Source organism: Micromonospora sp. NPDC048842 (assembly GCF_040649935.1).
GTDB classification, from domain to species: domain Bacteria; phylum Actinomycetota; class Actinomycetes; order Mycobacteriales; family Micromonosporaceae; genus Micromonospora; species Micromonospora hortensis.
Window position 1 is genome coordinate 350995 of record NZ_JBEZGK010000004.1, and the last position, 16104, is coordinate 367098.

At 70.8% G+C, this 16104-nt stretch carries 15 protein-coding genes and 1 pseudogene; 4 read left to right on the top strand and 12 right to left on the bottom strand.

Going from position 1 to position 16104, the window contains the following annotated elements:
• Positions 1-13: 13 nt before the first annotated feature.
• The 5 genes from AB0C19_RS08755 to AB0C19_RS08775 all read right to left on the bottom strand — a co-directional run bounded on the left by AB0C19_RS08755 (position 14) and on the right by AB0C19_RS08775 (position 4010).
• Complete coding sequence (locus AB0C19_RS08755) at positions 14-1042, bottom strand: YihY/virulence factor BrkB family protein (RefSeq protein ID WP_357181526.1); 1029 nt, start codon at positions 1040-1042, stop codon at positions 14-16.
• A 63-nt stretch (positions 1043-1105) separates the two neighbouring features.
• Positions 1106-1915 (bottom strand): ABC transporter permease, encoded by an 810-nt coding sequence (locus AB0C19_RS08760; protein ID WP_357181529.1) that lies wholly within the window; start codon positions 1913-1915, stop codon positions 1106-1108.
• A gap of 52 nt (positions 1916-1967) precedes the next feature.
• Complete coding sequence (locus AB0C19_RS08765) at positions 1968-2756, bottom strand: ABC transporter permease (protein ID WP_357181532.1); 789 nt, start codon at positions 2754-2756, stop codon at positions 1968-1970.
• 268 nt (positions 2757-3024) lie between these two features.
• Positions 3025-3216, bottom strand: a complete 192-nt coding sequence (locus tag AB0C19_RS08770; RefSeq protein ID WP_357181535.1) for a DUF397 domain-containing protein — start codon at positions 3214-3216, stop codon at positions 3025-3027.
• Positions 3207-4010 (bottom strand): helix-turn-helix transcriptional regulator, encoded by an 804-nt coding sequence (locus AB0C19_RS08775; protein ID WP_357181539.1) that lies wholly within the window; start codon positions 4008-4010, stop codon positions 3207-3209. Before AB0C19_RS08775 ends, AB0C19_RS08770 begins: the two co-directional genes overlap by 10 nt.
• Before the next feature lie 274 nt (positions 4011-4284).
• Here AB0C19_RS08775 and AB0C19_RS08780 point away from each other — a divergent pair, with 274 nt between their 5' ends.
• The gene (locus AB0C19_RS08780) at positions 4285-4500 is read left to right on the top strand and encodes a flavin reductase (protein WP_357181542.1); all 216 of its coding nucleotides are present in this window, start codon (positions 4285-4287) and stop codon (positions 4498-4500) included.
• 22 nt (positions 4501-4522) lie between these two features.
• On the opposite strand, the gene AB0C19_RS08785 is transcribed toward AB0C19_RS08780, so the two are convergent.
• Both AB0C19_RS08785 and AB0C19_RS08790 read right to left on the bottom strand, forming a co-directional pair.
• Positions 4523-5062 (bottom strand): hypothetical protein, encoded by a 540-nt coding sequence (locus AB0C19_RS08785; protein ID WP_357181545.1) that lies wholly within the window; start codon positions 5060-5062, stop codon positions 4523-4525.
• Between the two features lie 142 nt (positions 5063-5204).
• Positions 5205-6137, bottom strand: coding sequence for an ABC transporter ATP-binding protein (locus tag AB0C19_RS08790; protein WP_357181548.1), 933 nt, complete (start codon positions 6135-6137; stop codon positions 5205-5207).
• A 180-nt stretch (positions 6138-6317) separates the two neighbouring features.
• On the opposite strand from AB0C19_RS08790, the gene AB0C19_RS08795 reads away from it, so the two are divergent.
• Both AB0C19_RS08795 and AB0C19_RS08800 read left to right on the top strand, forming a co-directional pair.
• Entirely contained in the window at positions 6318-8666 is a 2349-nt protein-coding gene (locus AB0C19_RS08795) for a TRAP transporter fused permease subunit (protein ID WP_357181551.1), read from the top strand.
• Positions 8663-9682: a TAXI family TRAP transporter solute-binding subunit gene (locus tag AB0C19_RS08800; RefSeq protein WP_357181554.1), complete on the top strand. Its 1020-nt coding sequence runs from the start codon at positions 8663-8665 to the stop codon at positions 9680-9682. Before AB0C19_RS08795 ends, AB0C19_RS08800 begins: the two co-directional genes overlap by 4 nt.
• A 9-nt stretch (positions 9683-9691) precedes the next feature.
• Here AB0C19_RS08800 and AB0C19_RS08805 read toward each other — a convergent pair whose 3' ends face one another.
• On the bottom strand, positions 9692-10228 hold the full coding sequence (locus tag AB0C19_RS08805; RefSeq protein WP_357181557.1) for a hypothetical protein: 537 nt from the start codon (positions 10226-10228) through the stop codon (positions 9692-9694).
• Positions 10229-12131 (bottom strand): annotated as a pseudogene (dnaG, locus tag AB0C19_RS08810) (DNA primase).
• Between the two features lie 167 nt (positions 12132-12298).
• Between dnaG and AB0C19_RS08815 the strand changes: the two are divergent.
• Positions 12299-13450 carry a low temperature requirement protein A gene (locus AB0C19_RS08815; protein WP_357181559.1) on the top strand — a complete coding sequence of 384 codons (1152 nt, stop codon included), beginning with the start codon at positions 12299-12301 and terminating at the stop codon, positions 13448-13450.
• Positions 13451-13457: 7 nt separating this feature from the next.
• Here the strand turns inward: AB0C19_RS08815 and AB0C19_RS08820 are convergent, their stop codons facing one another.
• From AB0C19_RS08820 to AB0C19_RS08830, 3 genes are read right to left on the bottom strand one after another with little or no spacing between them, the layout of a single operon-like run.
• Entirely contained in the window at positions 13458-14306 is an 849-nt protein-coding gene (locus tag AB0C19_RS08820; protein WP_357181562.1) for a siderophore-interacting protein, read from the bottom strand.
• A 15-nt stretch (positions 14307-14321) separates the two neighbouring features.
• Positions 14322-15587, bottom strand: coding sequence for a deoxyguanosinetriphosphate triphosphohydrolase (locus AB0C19_RS08825; RefSeq protein ID WP_357181565.1), 1266 nt, complete (start codon positions 15585-15587; stop codon positions 14322-14324).
• On the bottom strand, positions 15577-15924 hold the full coding sequence (locus tag AB0C19_RS08830; RefSeq protein WP_357181568.1) for a VOC family protein: 348 nt from the start codon (positions 15922-15924) through the stop codon (positions 15577-15579). The genes AB0C19_RS08825 and AB0C19_RS08830 overlap by 11 nt, the downstream gene beginning before the upstream one ends.
• Between the last annotated feature and the right edge of the window lie 180 nt (positions 15925-16104).

Below are 16104 nucleotides of genomic sequence, written 5' to 3' on the forward strand. Positions count from 1 at the left end.
CCGACGCGTCGCCTCAACCGACCGAGCCGCGCTGGTTGTGCTTCTTCTTGAGCTTGCGGTCGTCGCGCAGCTCGACGTACGGCTCGTCGTCCACCGCGTGTCCGGCCGAGATGGCGCGGCCACGCTCCAACTCGGCGTCGAACTCCGCCCCCAGCAGGATCGCGATGTTGCTCAGCCACAGCCACACCAGGAAGATGATCACCCCGGCCAGCGTCCCGTACGTCTTGTCGTACGAACTGAAGTTGCTCACGTAGAAGGCGAACAGGCCGGAGATCACCAGCCAGATCACCACGGCCAGCACCCCGCCCGGGCTGACCCAGCGGAAGCCGCCGTGCCGCGCGTTCGGCGAGGCCCAGTAGAGGATCGCGAACATCAGGCTGACCAGGATCAGCAGCACCGGCCACTTCGCGATGTCCCACACCGCGACAGCCGTCGAGCCGAGCCCGATCACATCACCGACCGATTCGGCGAGGCGGCCGGTGAAGACAACGATCACCGCGCTGGCCAGCAGCAGCACGCCGATCACCGCTGTCACGCCGAGTCGGATCGGCAGGGTCTTCCAGATCGGCCGGCCTTCCGGCACGTCGTAGATGGTGTTGGAGGCGCGCATGAACGCGCCGATGTAACCGGAGGCCGACCAGAACGCGGCCACCAGACCGATGATCGCGGCGATGCTGGCCAGGCCACCGTTGCGGTCCGCGGTGTCGATCGCGCCCTCGATGATCTTCTGGATGCTGTCGTTCGGCACCGCCTGGTTCACGGTGTCCTTGACACCCTCGGTGGCGCTCTCGCCGAGCAGGCCGAGCAGGGAGATCAGCACCAGCACGCCGGGGAAGATGGACAGCACCCCGTAGTAGGTCAGCGCCGCGGCCCAGTCGGTAAGGCTGTCGTCCTGGAATTCGGTGATCGTCCGGCGCATCGCCGCCTTCCAGCCGCTGCCGGGCAGATCGGTGGGGCTGTCCGGGCCCGCGTCGGGCCCGACCGGCGTGGTGGCGGGATCACGCTCACGCTCACGCTGGGCGGAAGACTCGTCCGAGGCCATCGCCCCTCCTCCTGGTCGCGGTGTCACCTCCGGACATGCCCCGTCGACGGGCGCGGATAACCCCTACTTGTAGAGCAACCTCGCCATTCGACGAGAGGCCACCAGCAGACCGACCGCCATCATCGCCAGCAGGTAGAGCACGTCGAGCAGCCACAGCCAACCACCACTGCCCAGCGCGACCCCCCGGATCAGGTGCACCGACCGGTACAGCGGGGTGATCTCGACGAGCCAGTGCAGCACCGTCGGATAGGCCTGCGCCGGAACGAAGGTGCCGGAGAAGAGGAAGAGCGTGAACTGCGCGGAGGCCATCAGGTCGAAATCCTGCCAACTGCGCATGAAGGTGGAGATCGCCATGCCGAGCGCCCCGAACGCGAACCCGACAAGCACTGCGGCCGGGAGAGTGGTCAGCGCGCGGGTGACGCTTGTCAACTCCAGCGCCACCATCACACCGAGGAACGCCGCCGAGTAGGCGCTTCCCCGCAGCATCGCCCAACCCAACTCGCCCACGGCGATCTCGAACGGCCGTACCGGGGTGGCGATCACCCCGTCGTACAGCTTCATGTACTTCATCTTGCCGAAGAAGTTGAATGTGGTCTCCGAGATCGCCCCGGTCATCGCCGAGGAGGCGAGCATCGCCGGGGCCACGAACTCGGCGTACGAGACCAGCCGCCCGCCGGGCAACGGCAGGTCGCCGACCAGCGCGCCGACGCCCACCCCGATGGACAGCAGGTAGAGCAGCGGCTCCACGAAGCCGGAGAGCAGCAGCAGCCAGTAGACCGGCTTCAGCGCCGCGACGTTGCGCTCGAACACCGACGCCGACCGTCGGGACGCGGCGGAGACGTCGACCAGCCGGGGCAGGATCAGCGTGACCACGACACCCTCTCTGCTTGCTCTTCGGGTTGCTGTTCAGGGGACGGGTCGCTGTTCAGACGACGAGCTTGCGACGGAACGCGCGCACCGCCAGCAACCAGCCGACGACCGCCCAGGCGGCCAGGTAGAGCAGGTGCCCGACGATCGACCACTGTGGGGCGACGCCGAGCGTGGCCGCGCGGCACAGGTCCACGGCGTGCCACAACGGCGTCACGTACGCCAGCCACCGCAGCGCGTCGGGCAACGACTCGACCGGGAAGAACACCCCGGCGAAGAGCGTCATCGGGATGACAGCGAACCGGAACAGCATCGCCAGCCAGTTGTCGCTCGACACCGACGCGGCGTACGCGAAGGTCGGCGCGGCGACGGCCAGCCCGAGCAACGCCACCACCGGCAGGGTGGCCAACGCCCACGGCGACCGCAGTGCCCCGAACAGCCCGGTGACCAGCAGGAACGCCACGATAGTGGTGAGCACCCGGAACAGCACGAAGGCCAGGTGCCCGGCCACGATGTCACTGACCCGCAGCGGTGACGCGCCCTGCGCGAAGTAGGTCTTGACCCACTGGAAGTTGCTGAATACCGGCCAGGTCGAGTCGCCGACTGTCACCTGGAGCGCTGTCGAGGCGATCAGCCCGGGGACCAGCCAGTCGAGGTAACGCACCCCGCCGACGCCCTGGTCGATGTAGGCGCCGACGCCCACCCCGAACCCGAGGACCGTCAGCACCGGCAGCAGGAACGACGAGAACACCCCGGCCCGCCAGGTGCGCCGCAGACCCACCAGGTAGTGCTCGAACACCGCGTACGCCGGCACCCATGGGAACCGCGCCGATCCCGCCGCACTCACCCGACCACCCCGCCCACCGCGCCGGCCATCACGACCTGTCTACCCCCGGGGTACGACAGACCGCCGGTCACCCTACGACGACCCCGCCGACGTGTCGCCCGGGTTTCCCCGCGCCGCCCTGGTTTCGCGGCGTCGCCCTGGTTTCGCGGCGTCGCCCGGTCGCGGCGTCGCCCTTGATCGACTCGGCTTCCTGAAAGTCGCGGTGTCGGAGCCGCCCCAACGGCCCGACTTCCTGAAGACCGAGTTGATCTAGACGCGTGGCCGCTATCTACCGGCCAGCGGCGTCGGACTTGACGAACGTGCGCCACGCGGCGGGCGGAAAGACGAGCACGGGACCGGTCGGGTCCTTGGAGTCGCGGACGGCCACCAGCCCAGGCAGGTTGCTGGCAACCTCCACGCAGTTGCCGCCATCCGGGCCGCTACGAATGCTCTTGCGCCACCGGGCACCGGTTAAATCCATGTCTCCGCCACTTCCGCCATGAGATCGAGGGACTGCCCGTGCGATAGTGCCTCACCCCGGATCGACTCCCACACCTCGACCATCTGACGGACGTAATCGGCGCGGTCGATGACCTGCCCGTGACGCTGTCCAGCGAGGTACACAAGGTCCTCCCCCTGCGACGAGCTTGCGATCACGAACGGCCCTCCGAGCCCAGCGTAAGCACCGGCGGGAGTCGGCACTACCTGGATTCGGACCCTCGGGAACGCCGTGCCGAGCTTCACGAGGTGCTGAACTTGCTCGTGCATGACTTCCGGCCCACCGACCGATCGGCGCAGCACGTGCTCGTCGATCACGGCAGTGAGCAGCGGAGGCCGGTCTCGGGTGAGCAGTCTCTGACGGTCCAGCCGGGTTGCCACCTGCTGCTCGACCTCGTCCGCCGCGAACAAGCCGCCACCGGTCAGTAGCGCGCGGGCGTACCCCTCGGTCTGCAAGAGTCCTGGCACACACAGCGGCTCGAACGAGCGCAGCGCTGTGGTTTCCTGCTCGATGCCGGCCCAGTCGCGGAACCACGGCACCACTGCCTCCCGGCTGATCCGCCGCTGGATGCGTTCGAACCGACCGTCGGCTGAGAACACGGCGTCGCACCGGCGGGCGAAGTCCAGACTTGGCCGGCGCTCGGATGTCTCCACCTTGGCGACAAGCGCCCCGGAATAGCTCAACGCCTCGGCCAGCGCGGCCTGTGACATCCCGTTGGCGGCTCGGGCCAGTCGCAACTCCTCGGCGAAGTGCTCCAGCATGGACGAACTCTCCACGGACACCCTCCGTACATTCCCGTACCGTGCCGGGCCGATCGCCGTACGCGCTGGTCGTCGGCGCGCGGAACCTCCCACCGTAGTCGGGTCTTCACCAGACTGTCACGCAGCGGAACCGCTCACGGGATCCAGACGGCGGGCGGAACCAGGCCGGGAGCGCCCCGTGACCCCCGATCCGGGGCGCTCCCCCACCACCCGATGGAGGTTCCCTCGTGCGACTCACCTGGTCGGCTGATGTCGGCGGCGGGCACTGATGCCGCGGTACCGCCCACACGTGGCGGCACGCCCGTCCTGGCGCTGCCGGGTCTGCGGCGCGGCGTGGCCCTGCTCGCCGGCCCGCCTGGCGCTGCTCGGCGAGTACCGCGAGGACCGGATCGGCCTGCTCATCTACCTCGCCACGCTGCTCTACGAGGCGGCCGGGGACCTCGCCGGCCAGGCCGGTCACGACCGACTGACCGACCGATTCATCACCTGGGCCAGAGCCCGTTGAACGGCGATTCGTTGGCAGCCGGTCAGGCCGGTCGGTACGCGCGGACCAGCGCCTGCACGGCGTAGGCGAGCAGCAGCACTCCCGCGCCGATGCCGACCACCAGACCGGCGGAGACCGCCGAGGCGAGGCCGGTGACGAGGCCCACCGCCGCCACCAGGCAGAGCGCGGCACCGAGCGGGCGAAGCAACGGATCCCGCAGGAGCGGGGCGAGCGGGAAGAAGTGCAGACCGACCACCAGGCAGACCAGCACCGGAACGTACTCGGACCAGTTGGCAGCGACCAGCACGGCTGCACCCAGCCCGGCGGCGGCGAACTCGGCCACGACGATGAGCAGGTACGGACGGTCGGCGGCCCGGTCCCGAGGGCTGCCGGCACCCCGCAGGCGGGAGGACAGCACACCGCCCAGCACGGCGGTGAGCAGTGCGACGATGCTGCCCACCACGAGCAGGGCACGCAGCGGTTGCTCCGCCGCCGGCACACTGAACCAGACCATCGCGAAGATGCCCAGGTAGAGGGCGGTCAGCCCGGCCTGACGTCGGTTGGCGGTCACCAGATCAGACATGAAACTCCCCCGGTTTACGACAGACCGCCGTCACCCTACGGTCCTGGCTGGTGCCTGATCGACTCGGGTTTCAGGAAGTCGGACTGTCCACTTCGCCGTGTCACCCCGACCTTCCGGAAGCCGAGTCGATCATTCGGGCCGGTCAGTCGACAAGGGTGCGGCCGGTCAGGTGCAGGAAGACGTCCTCCAGGCCGCTGCGCCGGACCAGCACGTTCGCCGGCTGAAGCCCCAACGCGGCGACCTCGGCGACCGCGGCGTCGCCGTCGGGAACGTAGAGCAGGACCCGGTCGGGCAACACCTCGACCCGCTCCCCCAGCCCGTCGAGCTTGCCGGCGAACGGTTCCTGCGACTCGGCGGCGAAGCGCAACTCGACCACCTCACGGGTCGAGTGCTGCTCGATCAGCGCCCTGGGCGAGCCCTCCGCGACGATCCGGCCGCTGTCCATCACCACCAGACGGTCACAGAGCTGCTCGGCCTCGTCCATGTAGTGCGTGGTGAGCACCAACGTGACGCCCTGCTGCTTGAGCCGGAACAGCCGCTCCCACACCAGGTGCCGGGCCTGCGGGTCCAGCCCGGTGGTCGGCTCGTCGAGCAGCACGATCTCCGGATCGTTCACCAGCGCGCGGGCGATGGTCAGCCGACGCTTCATGCCACCGGAGAGCGGCTCGACCTTGCTGTCGGCCCGCTCGGTGAGCTGGACGAAGTCGAGCAGTTCGGCGGCGCGCTCCCGGGCCGCCCGGCGAGAGATGCCGAAGTAGCGGGCGTAGACGGTCAGGTTCTCCCGGACGGTCAACTCCGGATCGAGATTGTCAAGCTGGGGGCACACCCCGAGACGCGCCCGGATCGCCGGCCCGTCAGCCACCGGATCCATGTCGAGGATGCGCAGCTCACCCCCGCTGGGTGGGGAGATGCAGCCGACCATCCGCATGGTCGACGACTTGCCCGCGCCGTTGGGCCCGAGGAAGCCGAACGCCTCACCCTGGCGAACGTCGACGTCGATGCCGTTCACGGCGGTGAAATCGCCGAACCGCTTCACCAGCCCGCGAGCCTGAATCAGTGGCCGCTCCGAAGTCACCGCCCGACCCTAACCGCCGAGTCCGACAGCCCTCCACGCAAATACGCTGGACGTGCCAGGACCTGCGACGCGCACCGCGCAGGGCGACCACGCCCGCGACCCTCCGGTCACCCCAACCACGGGCAGCGAAACGCCGATCGATGCCCCACCCGTCAGCCAATCGACGTGTATCGTCCTTTCGTGTCGCCCATCAGCTCGCCCGATGGTTCGCCTTCACCTGCCCTACCAGCCAACTCTCCCGCCGGTGGGTCCGCAGCGAGCCCCGACGGCGGGCCACCCCGGCCACGACCGGAAGCCGAGCCGACAGAGCCCGGCGCGAGTAAGCCCGACCCGAGTAAGCCCGACCCGAGCACACCCGACCCGAGCACACCCGACCCGGGCACGCCCGACCCGGGCGTCGCCGAGCGGGCGACTCGGGACCTGGCCGCCCAGTTCGAGGACGAGAAACCGGGACGGGTGCTCTCCGGGCCGGCGGGTCCGCTCCTCACCACTGCGGCGCTGGCGGTCGGCGCTCTCGCCCTGTGGCAGGTGTTCCGCCCCCTGTCGCAGGGCAGCAAGTACTACCTGATCATCTTCCTGGCCGGCGTACTCCCGCTGGTCTTCCTCGCCTACCCGGCCGACCTGCGGCTGCCGGCCCGCCTCCGCGCCCGGCGACGACGCACCAACCGCGCCGACGCCACCAACCGCGCCGACGACAGCGACAGCGACAGGCGTGCCCCGGCACCGGCGTCGTCGGGGCCCACAGTGGCCGACTGGGTTCTGGTCGTCCTGGCGGTCGCGGCCTGTCTCTACCCCGTCCTGCCGATGCGGATCGGCAGCGGCGGCGGCGGTTACAACGCGTTCCTCGACCGGCAGGGCCTGCTGGCGCCGACGGATCTGGTGCTGGGCACCGTCCTGCTGCTCCTGCTGCTCGAAGCGTGTCGACGTACCACCGGTTGGATCCTGCCGGCGGTCTGCCTGCTGTTCCTCGGTTATGGCTACTACGGCGGGCTGTTGCCGCAGTCCTGGCCGGTCGCGCACGCCGGGCTCGACTTCAGTCAGCTTGTCGATGCGTTCTACAACTCCGACAGCGGCTTCTACGGCACGCCACTCGACGTGGCCGCCTCGTACATCGTGCTGTTCACCATCTACGGCGCGGTGCTGGAGTTGTCCGGGGCCGGGCGGTTCTTCGTCGAGCTGTCGGCCGCGGCGTTCCGACGTTCCCGTACCGCCGCCGGCCGTACGGCGGTGGCCTCGGGTTTCCTGCTCGGCACCGTCTCCGGCTCCGGCGCGGCGACGACGGTGAGCATCGGCGCGGTCACCTGGCCGCTGTTGCGCCGCGCCGGCTATCCGCCGGAGCGGGCCGGGGGCATGCTGGCCGCGGCCGGGGTGGGCGCCATCCTCTCCCCGCCGACTCTGGGCGCGGCGGCGTTCATCATCGCCGAGTACCTGGGCGTCTCGTACCTCCAGGTGCTGGGCTGGGCGACGGTACCGACGGTGCTCTACTACCTCGGCATCCTGCTCGCCGTGGAGATCGACGCCCGCCGCTCCGGCGTACGCCCCGTGGTGATCGACGTCGGCTCGCCCTGGCGGCTGCTGGCCCGGTTCGGCTACCACTTCGCCTCGCTGATCGCCATCATCGTGTTCCTCGCGATCGGTGTGTCAGCGACCAGGGCTGTCGTCTTCGCCATCGTGCTCACCGTCGCGCTGTCGTTCCTGGCTCCCAGGAACGAGGACCGCGCGCACCGACTCACCCCGGGCAGGCTGGTGACATCGCTGGTCACCGGCGTGCGCGGCGTCCTCGCCGTCACCGCTGTCTGCGCCGCCGCCGGCATCATCACGGCGACCACGACGAAAACCGGCCTCGGGCCGCAGGCGGCGGCGCTGCTGATCGGCGGGGCGCAGGCGGCCACATCGGACCCGACGCTGGTGCTGGTGCTCACCGCGCTGCTCGCCGCCGTCGCACTCAGCCTGCTGGGCCTGGCCGTGCCGGTCACCGCGTCGTTCGTGATCGGTTGGGTGATCGTCGGTCCGGCCCTGCTCGACCTGGGCGTCACCGCGCCGGCGGCGGCGATGTTCGTCTTCTACTTCGCGGTGCTGTCCGAGGTGTCCCCGCCGACAGCGCTCGCCGCGGTGGCCGCCGCCGCGGTCACCGGCGGCCGGCTGGTGCCGACCATGTGGCAGACCCTGCGGTACGCGCTGCCGGCGTACCTGACCCCGATCGCGTTCGTCATCACGCCGGCCGGGCTCGGTCTGCTCGGCATCGGTGGCGTCCAGCGGATCGCCTTCGCCGCCGCAGTCACAGCTCTCAGCGTGGCGGTGCTCGCCGTCGCCGCCGGTGGCTGGCTGCCCGGCGTGGGGCCGGCCGGCGCCCCGGAACGGGTCCTGGGTGCCCTCGCCGGCGTGATTCTGCTCTGGCTCGAACCCGTGCCGGTCACTGTCGGCGTGGCGCTGGCCGTCGTCGCGGCGGCGGGCGTGTTCATCCGACGCGGCGCCGCCAACCGGTCATCGTCCGGATCACCAGCCAATCCTGTGGAGGAACACCTGTGAGACGAATCGACGTACGGCTCGCGGCCGGCCTGAGCGTGCTCGCCCTCGTCACGGTCGGTGCCGCGGGTTGCGGAGGTCAGCAGGGCGGCGCGGCAAAAGACGACACGGCCAGCGAGGTCACCTGCGAGGTGACGAAGGAGACCCGCGTCGGCATCGCCACCGGCAACGCGACAGGCGTCTACTACGTGGTCGGCAACGCCCTGGCCGGGCAGTTGTCCGGGGCGACCGGCGGCAAGCTCACCGGCACCGCCGCCGAGACCGGCGCCTCGGTGCAGAACGTCGAGCAACTGGTCGGTGGCCAGTACGACGTGGCGTTCTCGCTGTTCGACACGGCGGTCAACGCGGTGCAGGGCAAGGGCAGCTTCACCGCGCCGCAGCCGGTGGAAGCGCTGACCCGCATCTACGACAACTACACCCAGGTGGTGGTCCGCAACGACTCCGGGATCACCTCGGTGGCCGACATGCGGGGCAAGCGGATCTCCACCGGCTCACCGAAGTCCGGTACCGAGGTGATCGCCAACCGGCTGTTGGAGGCCGCCGGCCTCGACCCGGCGAAGGACATCAGGGCGCAGCGACTGGACCTGACCAAGACCGTCGAGGGGATCAAGGACGGCAGCGTCGACGGCTTCTTCTGGTCCGGTGGTCTGCCCACCGGGGGCCTCACCGACCTGTTCACCACTGCCGGCGACTCGGTGAAGTTCGTCGACATCTCGCCGTTGCTGCCGAAGATGACAGCGTTGAGCCCCGCCTACCAGGCCGGGACGATCGGACGGGACGCGTACCGGACGGCGACCGACACCCCGACGATCGTCGTACCCAATGTGTTGTTGGTCCGTAAGGACCTGGACGCCAACGTCGCCTGCGCGATCACCCGGACGGTCTTCGACAAGCGGGACACGCTGGCCCAGGCGAACCCGGCGGCCCGGGGCATCTCGCTGGAGACCGCCCGCAAGACCGACCCGGTGCCGCTGCACCGCGGCGCCGAGAAGGCACTGACGGACCTCGGGGCGAACTGACCCGGCCGGTCAGACGTCGGCCGGCGCGGTGGCGGCGCGGGCCACACCGACCAGCCGGTCGGTCTCGGCGAGCAGTGCCTCGTCGTCCGCCGGAGTGCCGGGGTCGAGTCGAACCGTCCAGGTCAGACCGTCGACCCCGGCCACGCGCCGGGCCGCGACCCGCGCCGCGCCGCCGGGCACCGGCTGGTGCTCGGTGTACGCGACCGAACGGGTCACCCGAGCCCGCACCTGGTGCGGCAACTCCCCCGGGTCGAGCAGCAGGTACGTCTCGGCCGGACCGTCGGCGACCACCGTGTAGCCGTCCCGTTCGACGAGGGGCTCGGCGGGGGTGACTGTCAACTCCCGGCCGGACCAGACCGCCTTGAGGATGCTGTGCCAACCGAACCGGTGCCCTCGACCGGGCAGCCACAGGCCGAGGTTGGTGGCGACCACCACCCCGTCGCCCTCGCCGTTGCCGGCGGCGGCCCAGGCCAGCACCCGCTCGTCGGCGGTCAGCGGCGGCCGGTCGGCCGGCGGCAGCTTCGGCTTGCGGCTGAACAGTCCCATCTAGAGGCCTCCCGCAGCCTGCTCGCGCAACGCCCGGGCGTGCTGCTCCAGGGACAGCAGCTCACCGAAGGCGGCGAAGTACTCGTCCTTGTTGTTGACCGGGTTGATGCGCTGGATGCGTGACTTGAGGTCCCGGACCCGCGCGGTCACCGACCCGAACTGCACGCGGGCCATGGTGATCGACACGTAGCGCGGGTCCGGTTCGCCGTCGATCCGCAGTGGTTCGACTGCCAACTCACCGACCAGCGCCGCGGCCGCCAGGTCGTCGCAGGCGTCGCGGACCGACTCGATCCAGACCGCGCCGCCGGTCGCCGACGCGGCACCACCGGCCGCCGCGATGGCAGTGCGCACCGCGACGTGCACCGGGTGGCGGTATTCGGTGGCCTCGACCGCGTCGAACATCGGCCCGGCCAGGACCGGTTGCTGGAGGGCGAGTTTGAGCGCCTCCCGCTCGACCATCGACTGCGGGCTGTCCACCGCCGGCTCGGGGCGGGCCGAGGTTGGCCGGGCGGCGGGGGCGGCGTCGCGGGTGCCGGGCGGCGGGGTGTTGGCGGCGGCGAGCACCGCCCGCTGCACCGGCTCGATCTCCATGCCGAGGTCCATGGCGAGCTTGCGGACGTACTCCGGGCGCTTCTCCCGGTCCTTGAGTCGCGCGACCAGCGGCGCGGCGTGGCGCATCGCCTCGACCCGGCCGTCGACGGTGTCCAGGTCGAAGCGGCTGATCACGTGTCGCAGCGCGAAGTCGACGAGCGGCTCGCGGCGGGCGACCAGGTCACGCACCGCAAGGTCGCCCTTGGCCAGCCGCAGGTCGCACGGGTCCATGTTGTCCGGGCTGACCGCGATGAACGTGCGCCCGACGAAGCGCTGGTCGTCTTCGAAGGCGCGCAGCGCTGCCTTCTGCCCGGCGGCGTCGCCGTCGAAGGTGAAGATGATCTCGCCGGCCACCTCGTCGCTGTCGAACAGGAGCCGACGCAGGACGGAGATGTGGTCCGCGGCGAAGGCGGTGCCGCAGGTCGCCACCGCCGTGGTCACCCCGGCCAGGTGACAGGCCATCACGTCGGTGTAACCCTCGACGATCACCGCCCGCCCCTGCTTGGCGATCTCCCGCTTGGCCTGGTCGATGCCGTAGAGCACGTGCGACTTCTTGTAGATCGGCGTCTCGGGGGTGTTCAGGTATTTCGGGCCGTCGTCGTCATCGAAGAGCTTGCGCGCGCCGAAGCCGATCACGTCACCGGCGAGGTCGCGGATCGGCCAGAGCAGCCGGCGACGGAACCGGTCGATCAGGGTGCCGGAACGGGACTCCCGGGACAGCCCGGCGGTGACCAGCTCCTGGTGGGTGAAGCCCTGCTGGCGCAGATGCTTGGTGAGCGGGTCCCAACCCTCCGGCGCGAAACCACAGCCGTAGCGCTCGGCGGCGGCCCTGTCGAAGCCCCGTCGCGCCAGGAACTCCCGTGCCGGCCGGGCGCCGGCAGTGCTCAGTTGCGCGCTGTAGAACTCGACGGCGGCGGCGTGCGCGGCGACCAGTCGCTGCCGCTGACCCTGCTGCGGGCGAGGGCGCGGGGTGCCCTTGTCGTCCTCGATGTAGCGCAGTTGGATGCCGGCGCGGCCGGCCAGCCGCTCGACGGACTCCACGAAGCTGAGGTGGTCGGCGTCCATCAGGAACTTGATCGCGTCCCCGCCGGCCCCGCAGCCGAAGCAGTACCAGACGTTGCGGGCCGGGGACACGTTGAACGACGGACTCTTCTCGTCGTGGAACGGGCACAGACCCTTGAGGTTGCCGCCGCCGGCGGACTTCAGGGTGACCGTCTCGGAGATCACATCCCCGATCGAGGTGCGTTCCCGGACCAGTGCGATGTCCTCGTCCCGGATCCGCCCAGCCATGCGCCACCCCCTCGCCGTACATCCTGCCCTGCCCGACCGACGACACGCCGGCCGGGGGACGCCGGTGTGGCGGCGGCCGCTGCCGGCTGGGCGGTTCCGGCCCGCAGGCCGGGTCCGCCCGGGGACCATGACCAGATGCGCCGGGTACGGACCGAAGCCCCCCGCCTGCCGAGATGGCTGGCTGTTCGGATGGGGCTACCCGGGCAGACCCCGCAGACGGACGAGGCCGGCCACCGGCACGCCACCTGGCTGGAGCTCTTCCTCGACCTCATCTTCGTGTACGCGCTGGCGGCGGTGGTGGCCCGGCTGGGCAACGAACCGGCCCCGTCGCCGAGGGCCGTGCTGGCCGTGATCGGGCTCTTCGTGGTGATCCAGTGGGCCTGGATGGGGCAGGTGTACTACGACACCAGGTTCGATCCGGACGACGCGTTGCACCGAGTGCTGGTGCTTGTCGCGTTGGTCGGCGCGGGCGCGATGACACTCGGGGTCGACGAGGTCCCGGAGAGCGTGCTCCTGCCGGTCGGGTACCTGATCGTGCGGGGTGTGCTGCTCCTGCTGTACCTGCGTGCCTGGCCGACCAGCGCGAAGGCCCGAATGGTGACGACCGTCTATCTGATCGGCTTCGGGTCGGGCTGGTTGATCTGGCTGGTGTCGCTGACGGTGCCCACCGAACTGCGGCCGGTCCTGTGGATCGTCGCGATGGTGATCGAACTGGCCACGCCCTGGGTCGGGGTGCGCTGGCTCAACCGCTGGCCGGTGGACAACAGGCACCTGCCGGAACGGATCGGCCAGTTCACCATCATCGTGCTGGGCAGCGCGCTGGCCAGCCTGCTCTTCGCCGTGCCGGACCATCCCCCGCCCCACATGATCCTCACCGCAGCGATGGCCTTCCTGATCCCGGCGGCCGTCTGGTGGGTCTACACCACCTTCGTCACCACCCGGCTGCTCCAGCGCCAGCTACGTGGCGGGCAGGCGTACAGCTACCTGCACATACCGCTCGGCGGTGCGCTGCTGCTGCTCGGCTGGGCGCTCGGGCAGGTGGTCCGGCTGGTCGACGACAACGCGAACCACCTGCCGCTGGAGCTGCGGCTGCTACTGGGCGCATCGATGGTGATCTGGACGCTATGTGGTCTTGCCCTGTACTGGCTGTGGACACGGCCGAGCGGCGCCCGGTTGGCGATCGCCGTCTACGGGGTGGTCTCGGTCTCGCTGATCACCGCGACGGTGCACCAACCGAGACTGATGCTGTCGCTGCTCTCCCTGGCGGTCGTCGGGTACGCCGTCCTGGTCAGCCGGCGACTGGCCAAGGCCGGCGAGGCAAACCACACACCCGAGGGGTGAGCGGCGCTCAGGCCGCCGCGGCGGGCTCCGGAATGGCCGTCTCCTCGGCCGCCACCTGCTGGTTCCAGTCGGCCTTGGTGGAGCGCCAGCCCTCGTCGTCCATGCCGCGCCGCCAGTAGCCGGAGATGGAGAGCCGGTCGAGGGGCACGCCCCGCTCGCCGCGCAGCAACCGGCGCAGCTCCCGGACGAAGGCGGCCTCGCCGTGCACGAACGCGTGCACCTGGCCGGCCGGGAACTCCAACGCCCGCACCGCCTCGACCAGCGCCTCGCCCACCGGGCGGTCGCCGCGATGCAACCAGGTCAGCTCGACCGCCCCGGGACTGAGCAGCTTCTGCTCCTCCGCCGGGTCGGCGATCTCCACGAAGACGTGGGCCGGGGCGCCCAGCGGGAGGCGCTCCAGCGCGGCGGCGATCGCCGGCAGGGCGCTCTCGTCACCGACCAGCAGATGCCAGTCCGCGTCCGGGCTCGGGGCGTACGCGCCGCCGGGGCCGACGAAGTGCACCGGATCGCCGGGACGCAGCGCGGCGGCCCACGGGCCGGCCAGCCCCTCGTCGCCGTGGTGCACCACGTCGACGGTCAGCTCGCCGGACAGCGGATCCCAGCGCCGCACCGTGTACGCGCGCAGCCGGGGCCACTGCTCCCGGGGCAGGTCCCGGCGGATCGCGGCGAGGTCCAACGGCTGCGGGTACGCGACCCCCGACTGCGGGAACACCACCTTGATGTAGTGGTCGGTGAACTCTCCCACCGGCAGGCCGACCAGTTCGTCCCCACCGAGGACGAGCCGGATCAGATGCGGGGTGGGCCGCTCGGTGCGCAGCACCTGGGCCGTGGTGACGTTCCTGGAGCGTTCCGTCATGTCAGTTAGGTTAGCCTAAGCTGCCTCGTGGTCGGCCGGGGGTGTCCCCTTGCCGACCAGGCGGGTGTGCCAGGTCACCGCCGCCGGGTCGGTGAGCGAGGCGACCTGGTCGATCACCACCCGCAGTCTGGCCCTGTCGTCCGGGGCGGCCCGCCACAGCGGGGCGAAGATCGGGTCGAGCCCTTCCGGGGCACGCCGGACCAGCGCGGCCACCAACTCCGCCAGCATCGTCCGCTGCCGCTCGTAGCGGCCCCGGAAGCCACTGCGACGCATCACGTACCGCAGCGCGATGCCCTTGAGCAGCGCGCACTGTGCCCGCACCAGGCGGGGCACCACCAGATCGGCGGCGTAGCGGCGGTGTGGGCCCGGACCGAAGCGCTCCTCCGTCGCCGCCACCGCCGCGGACACGAACAGCCCGGTCACCCCGCTGGTGGTGGCCTTCAACGCGACCTGCGCGCGATGGCTGCCGTCGTACCCGCTCAACGGGGCGAGCAGCGGACCGGCCAGCAGATCGACGAGCACCTCGGCCAGGTCGGCCGCCGACTCCCCGGAGTAGACGGCCGCCACGTCGGCGCAGAGCGCGGCCCGCTCGTCGGCGTCGGTGAGCAGCGGGTGCAACGTGACGTAACCACCGTGGATGCCGTCCTCCACGTCGTGCACCGAGTACGCGACGTCGTCGGCCCAGTCCATCACCTGGGCCTCCAGGCAGCGCCGGTCACCGGGCGCGCCGACGCGGATCCAGTCGAAGACGGCCGTGTCGTCGGCGTACACCCCGAACTTGCGCTCCCCCGCCCGGCGCGGCCAGGGGTACTTGCCGATCGCGTCCAGCGACGCCCGGGTCAGGTTCAGCCCGGCGGACGAGCCGTCCGGGGCGAGCACCTTCGCCTCCAGGCGGGTCAACACCCGCAGGGTCTGCGCGTTGCCCTCGAAGCCGCCGCACGGCGTGGCGAGCAGATCCAGCGCGGCCTCGCCGTTGTGCCCGAACGGCGGGTGCCCGAGGTCGTGCGCGAGCCCCGCGACGTCCACCACGTCCGGGTCGCAGCCCAGCCGGGCACCCATCTCCCGGGCGATCTGGGCCACCTCCAACGAGTGGGTCAGCCGCGTACGCAGGAAGTCGTCAGTGCCGGCGGTGTGCACCTGGGTCTTGGTGGCCAGCCGGCGAAACGCCGCCGAGTGCAGCACCCGGGCCCGGTCGCGCTCGTACGGCGACCGGCGATGTCCGGTGTCCTTGGGCGGCTCCTCGACCAACCGCGCGTCCGCCGCCCCCGGCTCACTTTTCACGCAGTACGCAGAACTCGTTGCCCTCGGGGTCGGCCAGCACCGTCCACTCGACGTCGCCCTGACCGATGTCGACGTGCCGGGCACCCATGTCGACCAGGCGCTCGACCTCGGCCTCCTGATTGGCGGGGCGCAGGTCGAGGTGCAGCCGGTTCTTGCGCTCCTTGCCCTCGGCCACCGGGCCGAAGAACAGGGCGGGCACCTGGTCCGGGGACTGGCGGATCTCCACGCCGCTCGGAGTCTCGGTGACGACCTGATAGCCGAGCGCCTCGGCCCACCAACGGGCCAGCCGGGCCGGATCGCGGGCGTCGACAGTCAGGCTCTCCCAGACACTGGTCATGCAGTCACCTCTTCCCGTTCGACGCGGCGCCCAATCGGCCGTGTGCGAGCGAGCCAAGATTACGCCCGCCACCACTGCTCGACAGGCTCACGACGCATCGACGAACTGCACACAACCACCGATTGGCCCCCAGTTGCCGACCGATCGCCGAGGGTTACGGGCTCGCGGCCGGAAGTCGCC

What these genes read in the sequence shown, in the direction of transcription:
- AB0C19_RS08805 (WP_357181557.1), bottom strand. Translation starts at nt 10,228, where the DNA reads ATGGGACTGTTCAGCCGCAAGCCGAAGCTGCCGCCGGCCGACCGGCCG.
- AB0C19_RS08770 (WP_357181535.1), bottom strand. Translation starts at nt 3,216, where the DNA reads ATGGATTTAACCGGTGCCCGGTGGCGCAAGAGCATTCGTAGCGGCCCG.
- AB0C19_RS08820 (WP_357181562.1), bottom strand. Translation starts at nt 14,306, where the DNA reads ATGACGGAACGCTCCAGGAACGTCACCACGGCCCAGGTGCTGCGCACC.
- AB0C19_RS08830 (WP_357181568.1), bottom strand. Translation starts at nt 15,924, where the DNA reads ATGACCAGTGTCTGGGAGAGCCTGACTGTCGACGCCCGCGATCCGGCC.
- AB0C19_RS08815 (WP_357181559.1), top strand. Translation starts at nt 12,299, where the DNA reads ATGGGGCTACCCGGGCAGACCCCGCAGACGGACGAGGCCGGCCACCGG.
- AB0C19_RS08755 (WP_357181526.1), bottom strand. Translation starts at nt 1,042, where the DNA reads ATGGCCTCGGACGAGTCTTCCGCCCAGCGTGAGCGTGAGCGTGATCCC.
- AB0C19_RS08785 (WP_357181545.1), bottom strand. Translation starts at nt 5,062, where the DNA reads ATGTCTGATCTGGTGACCGCCAACCGACGTCAGGCCGGGCTGACCGCC.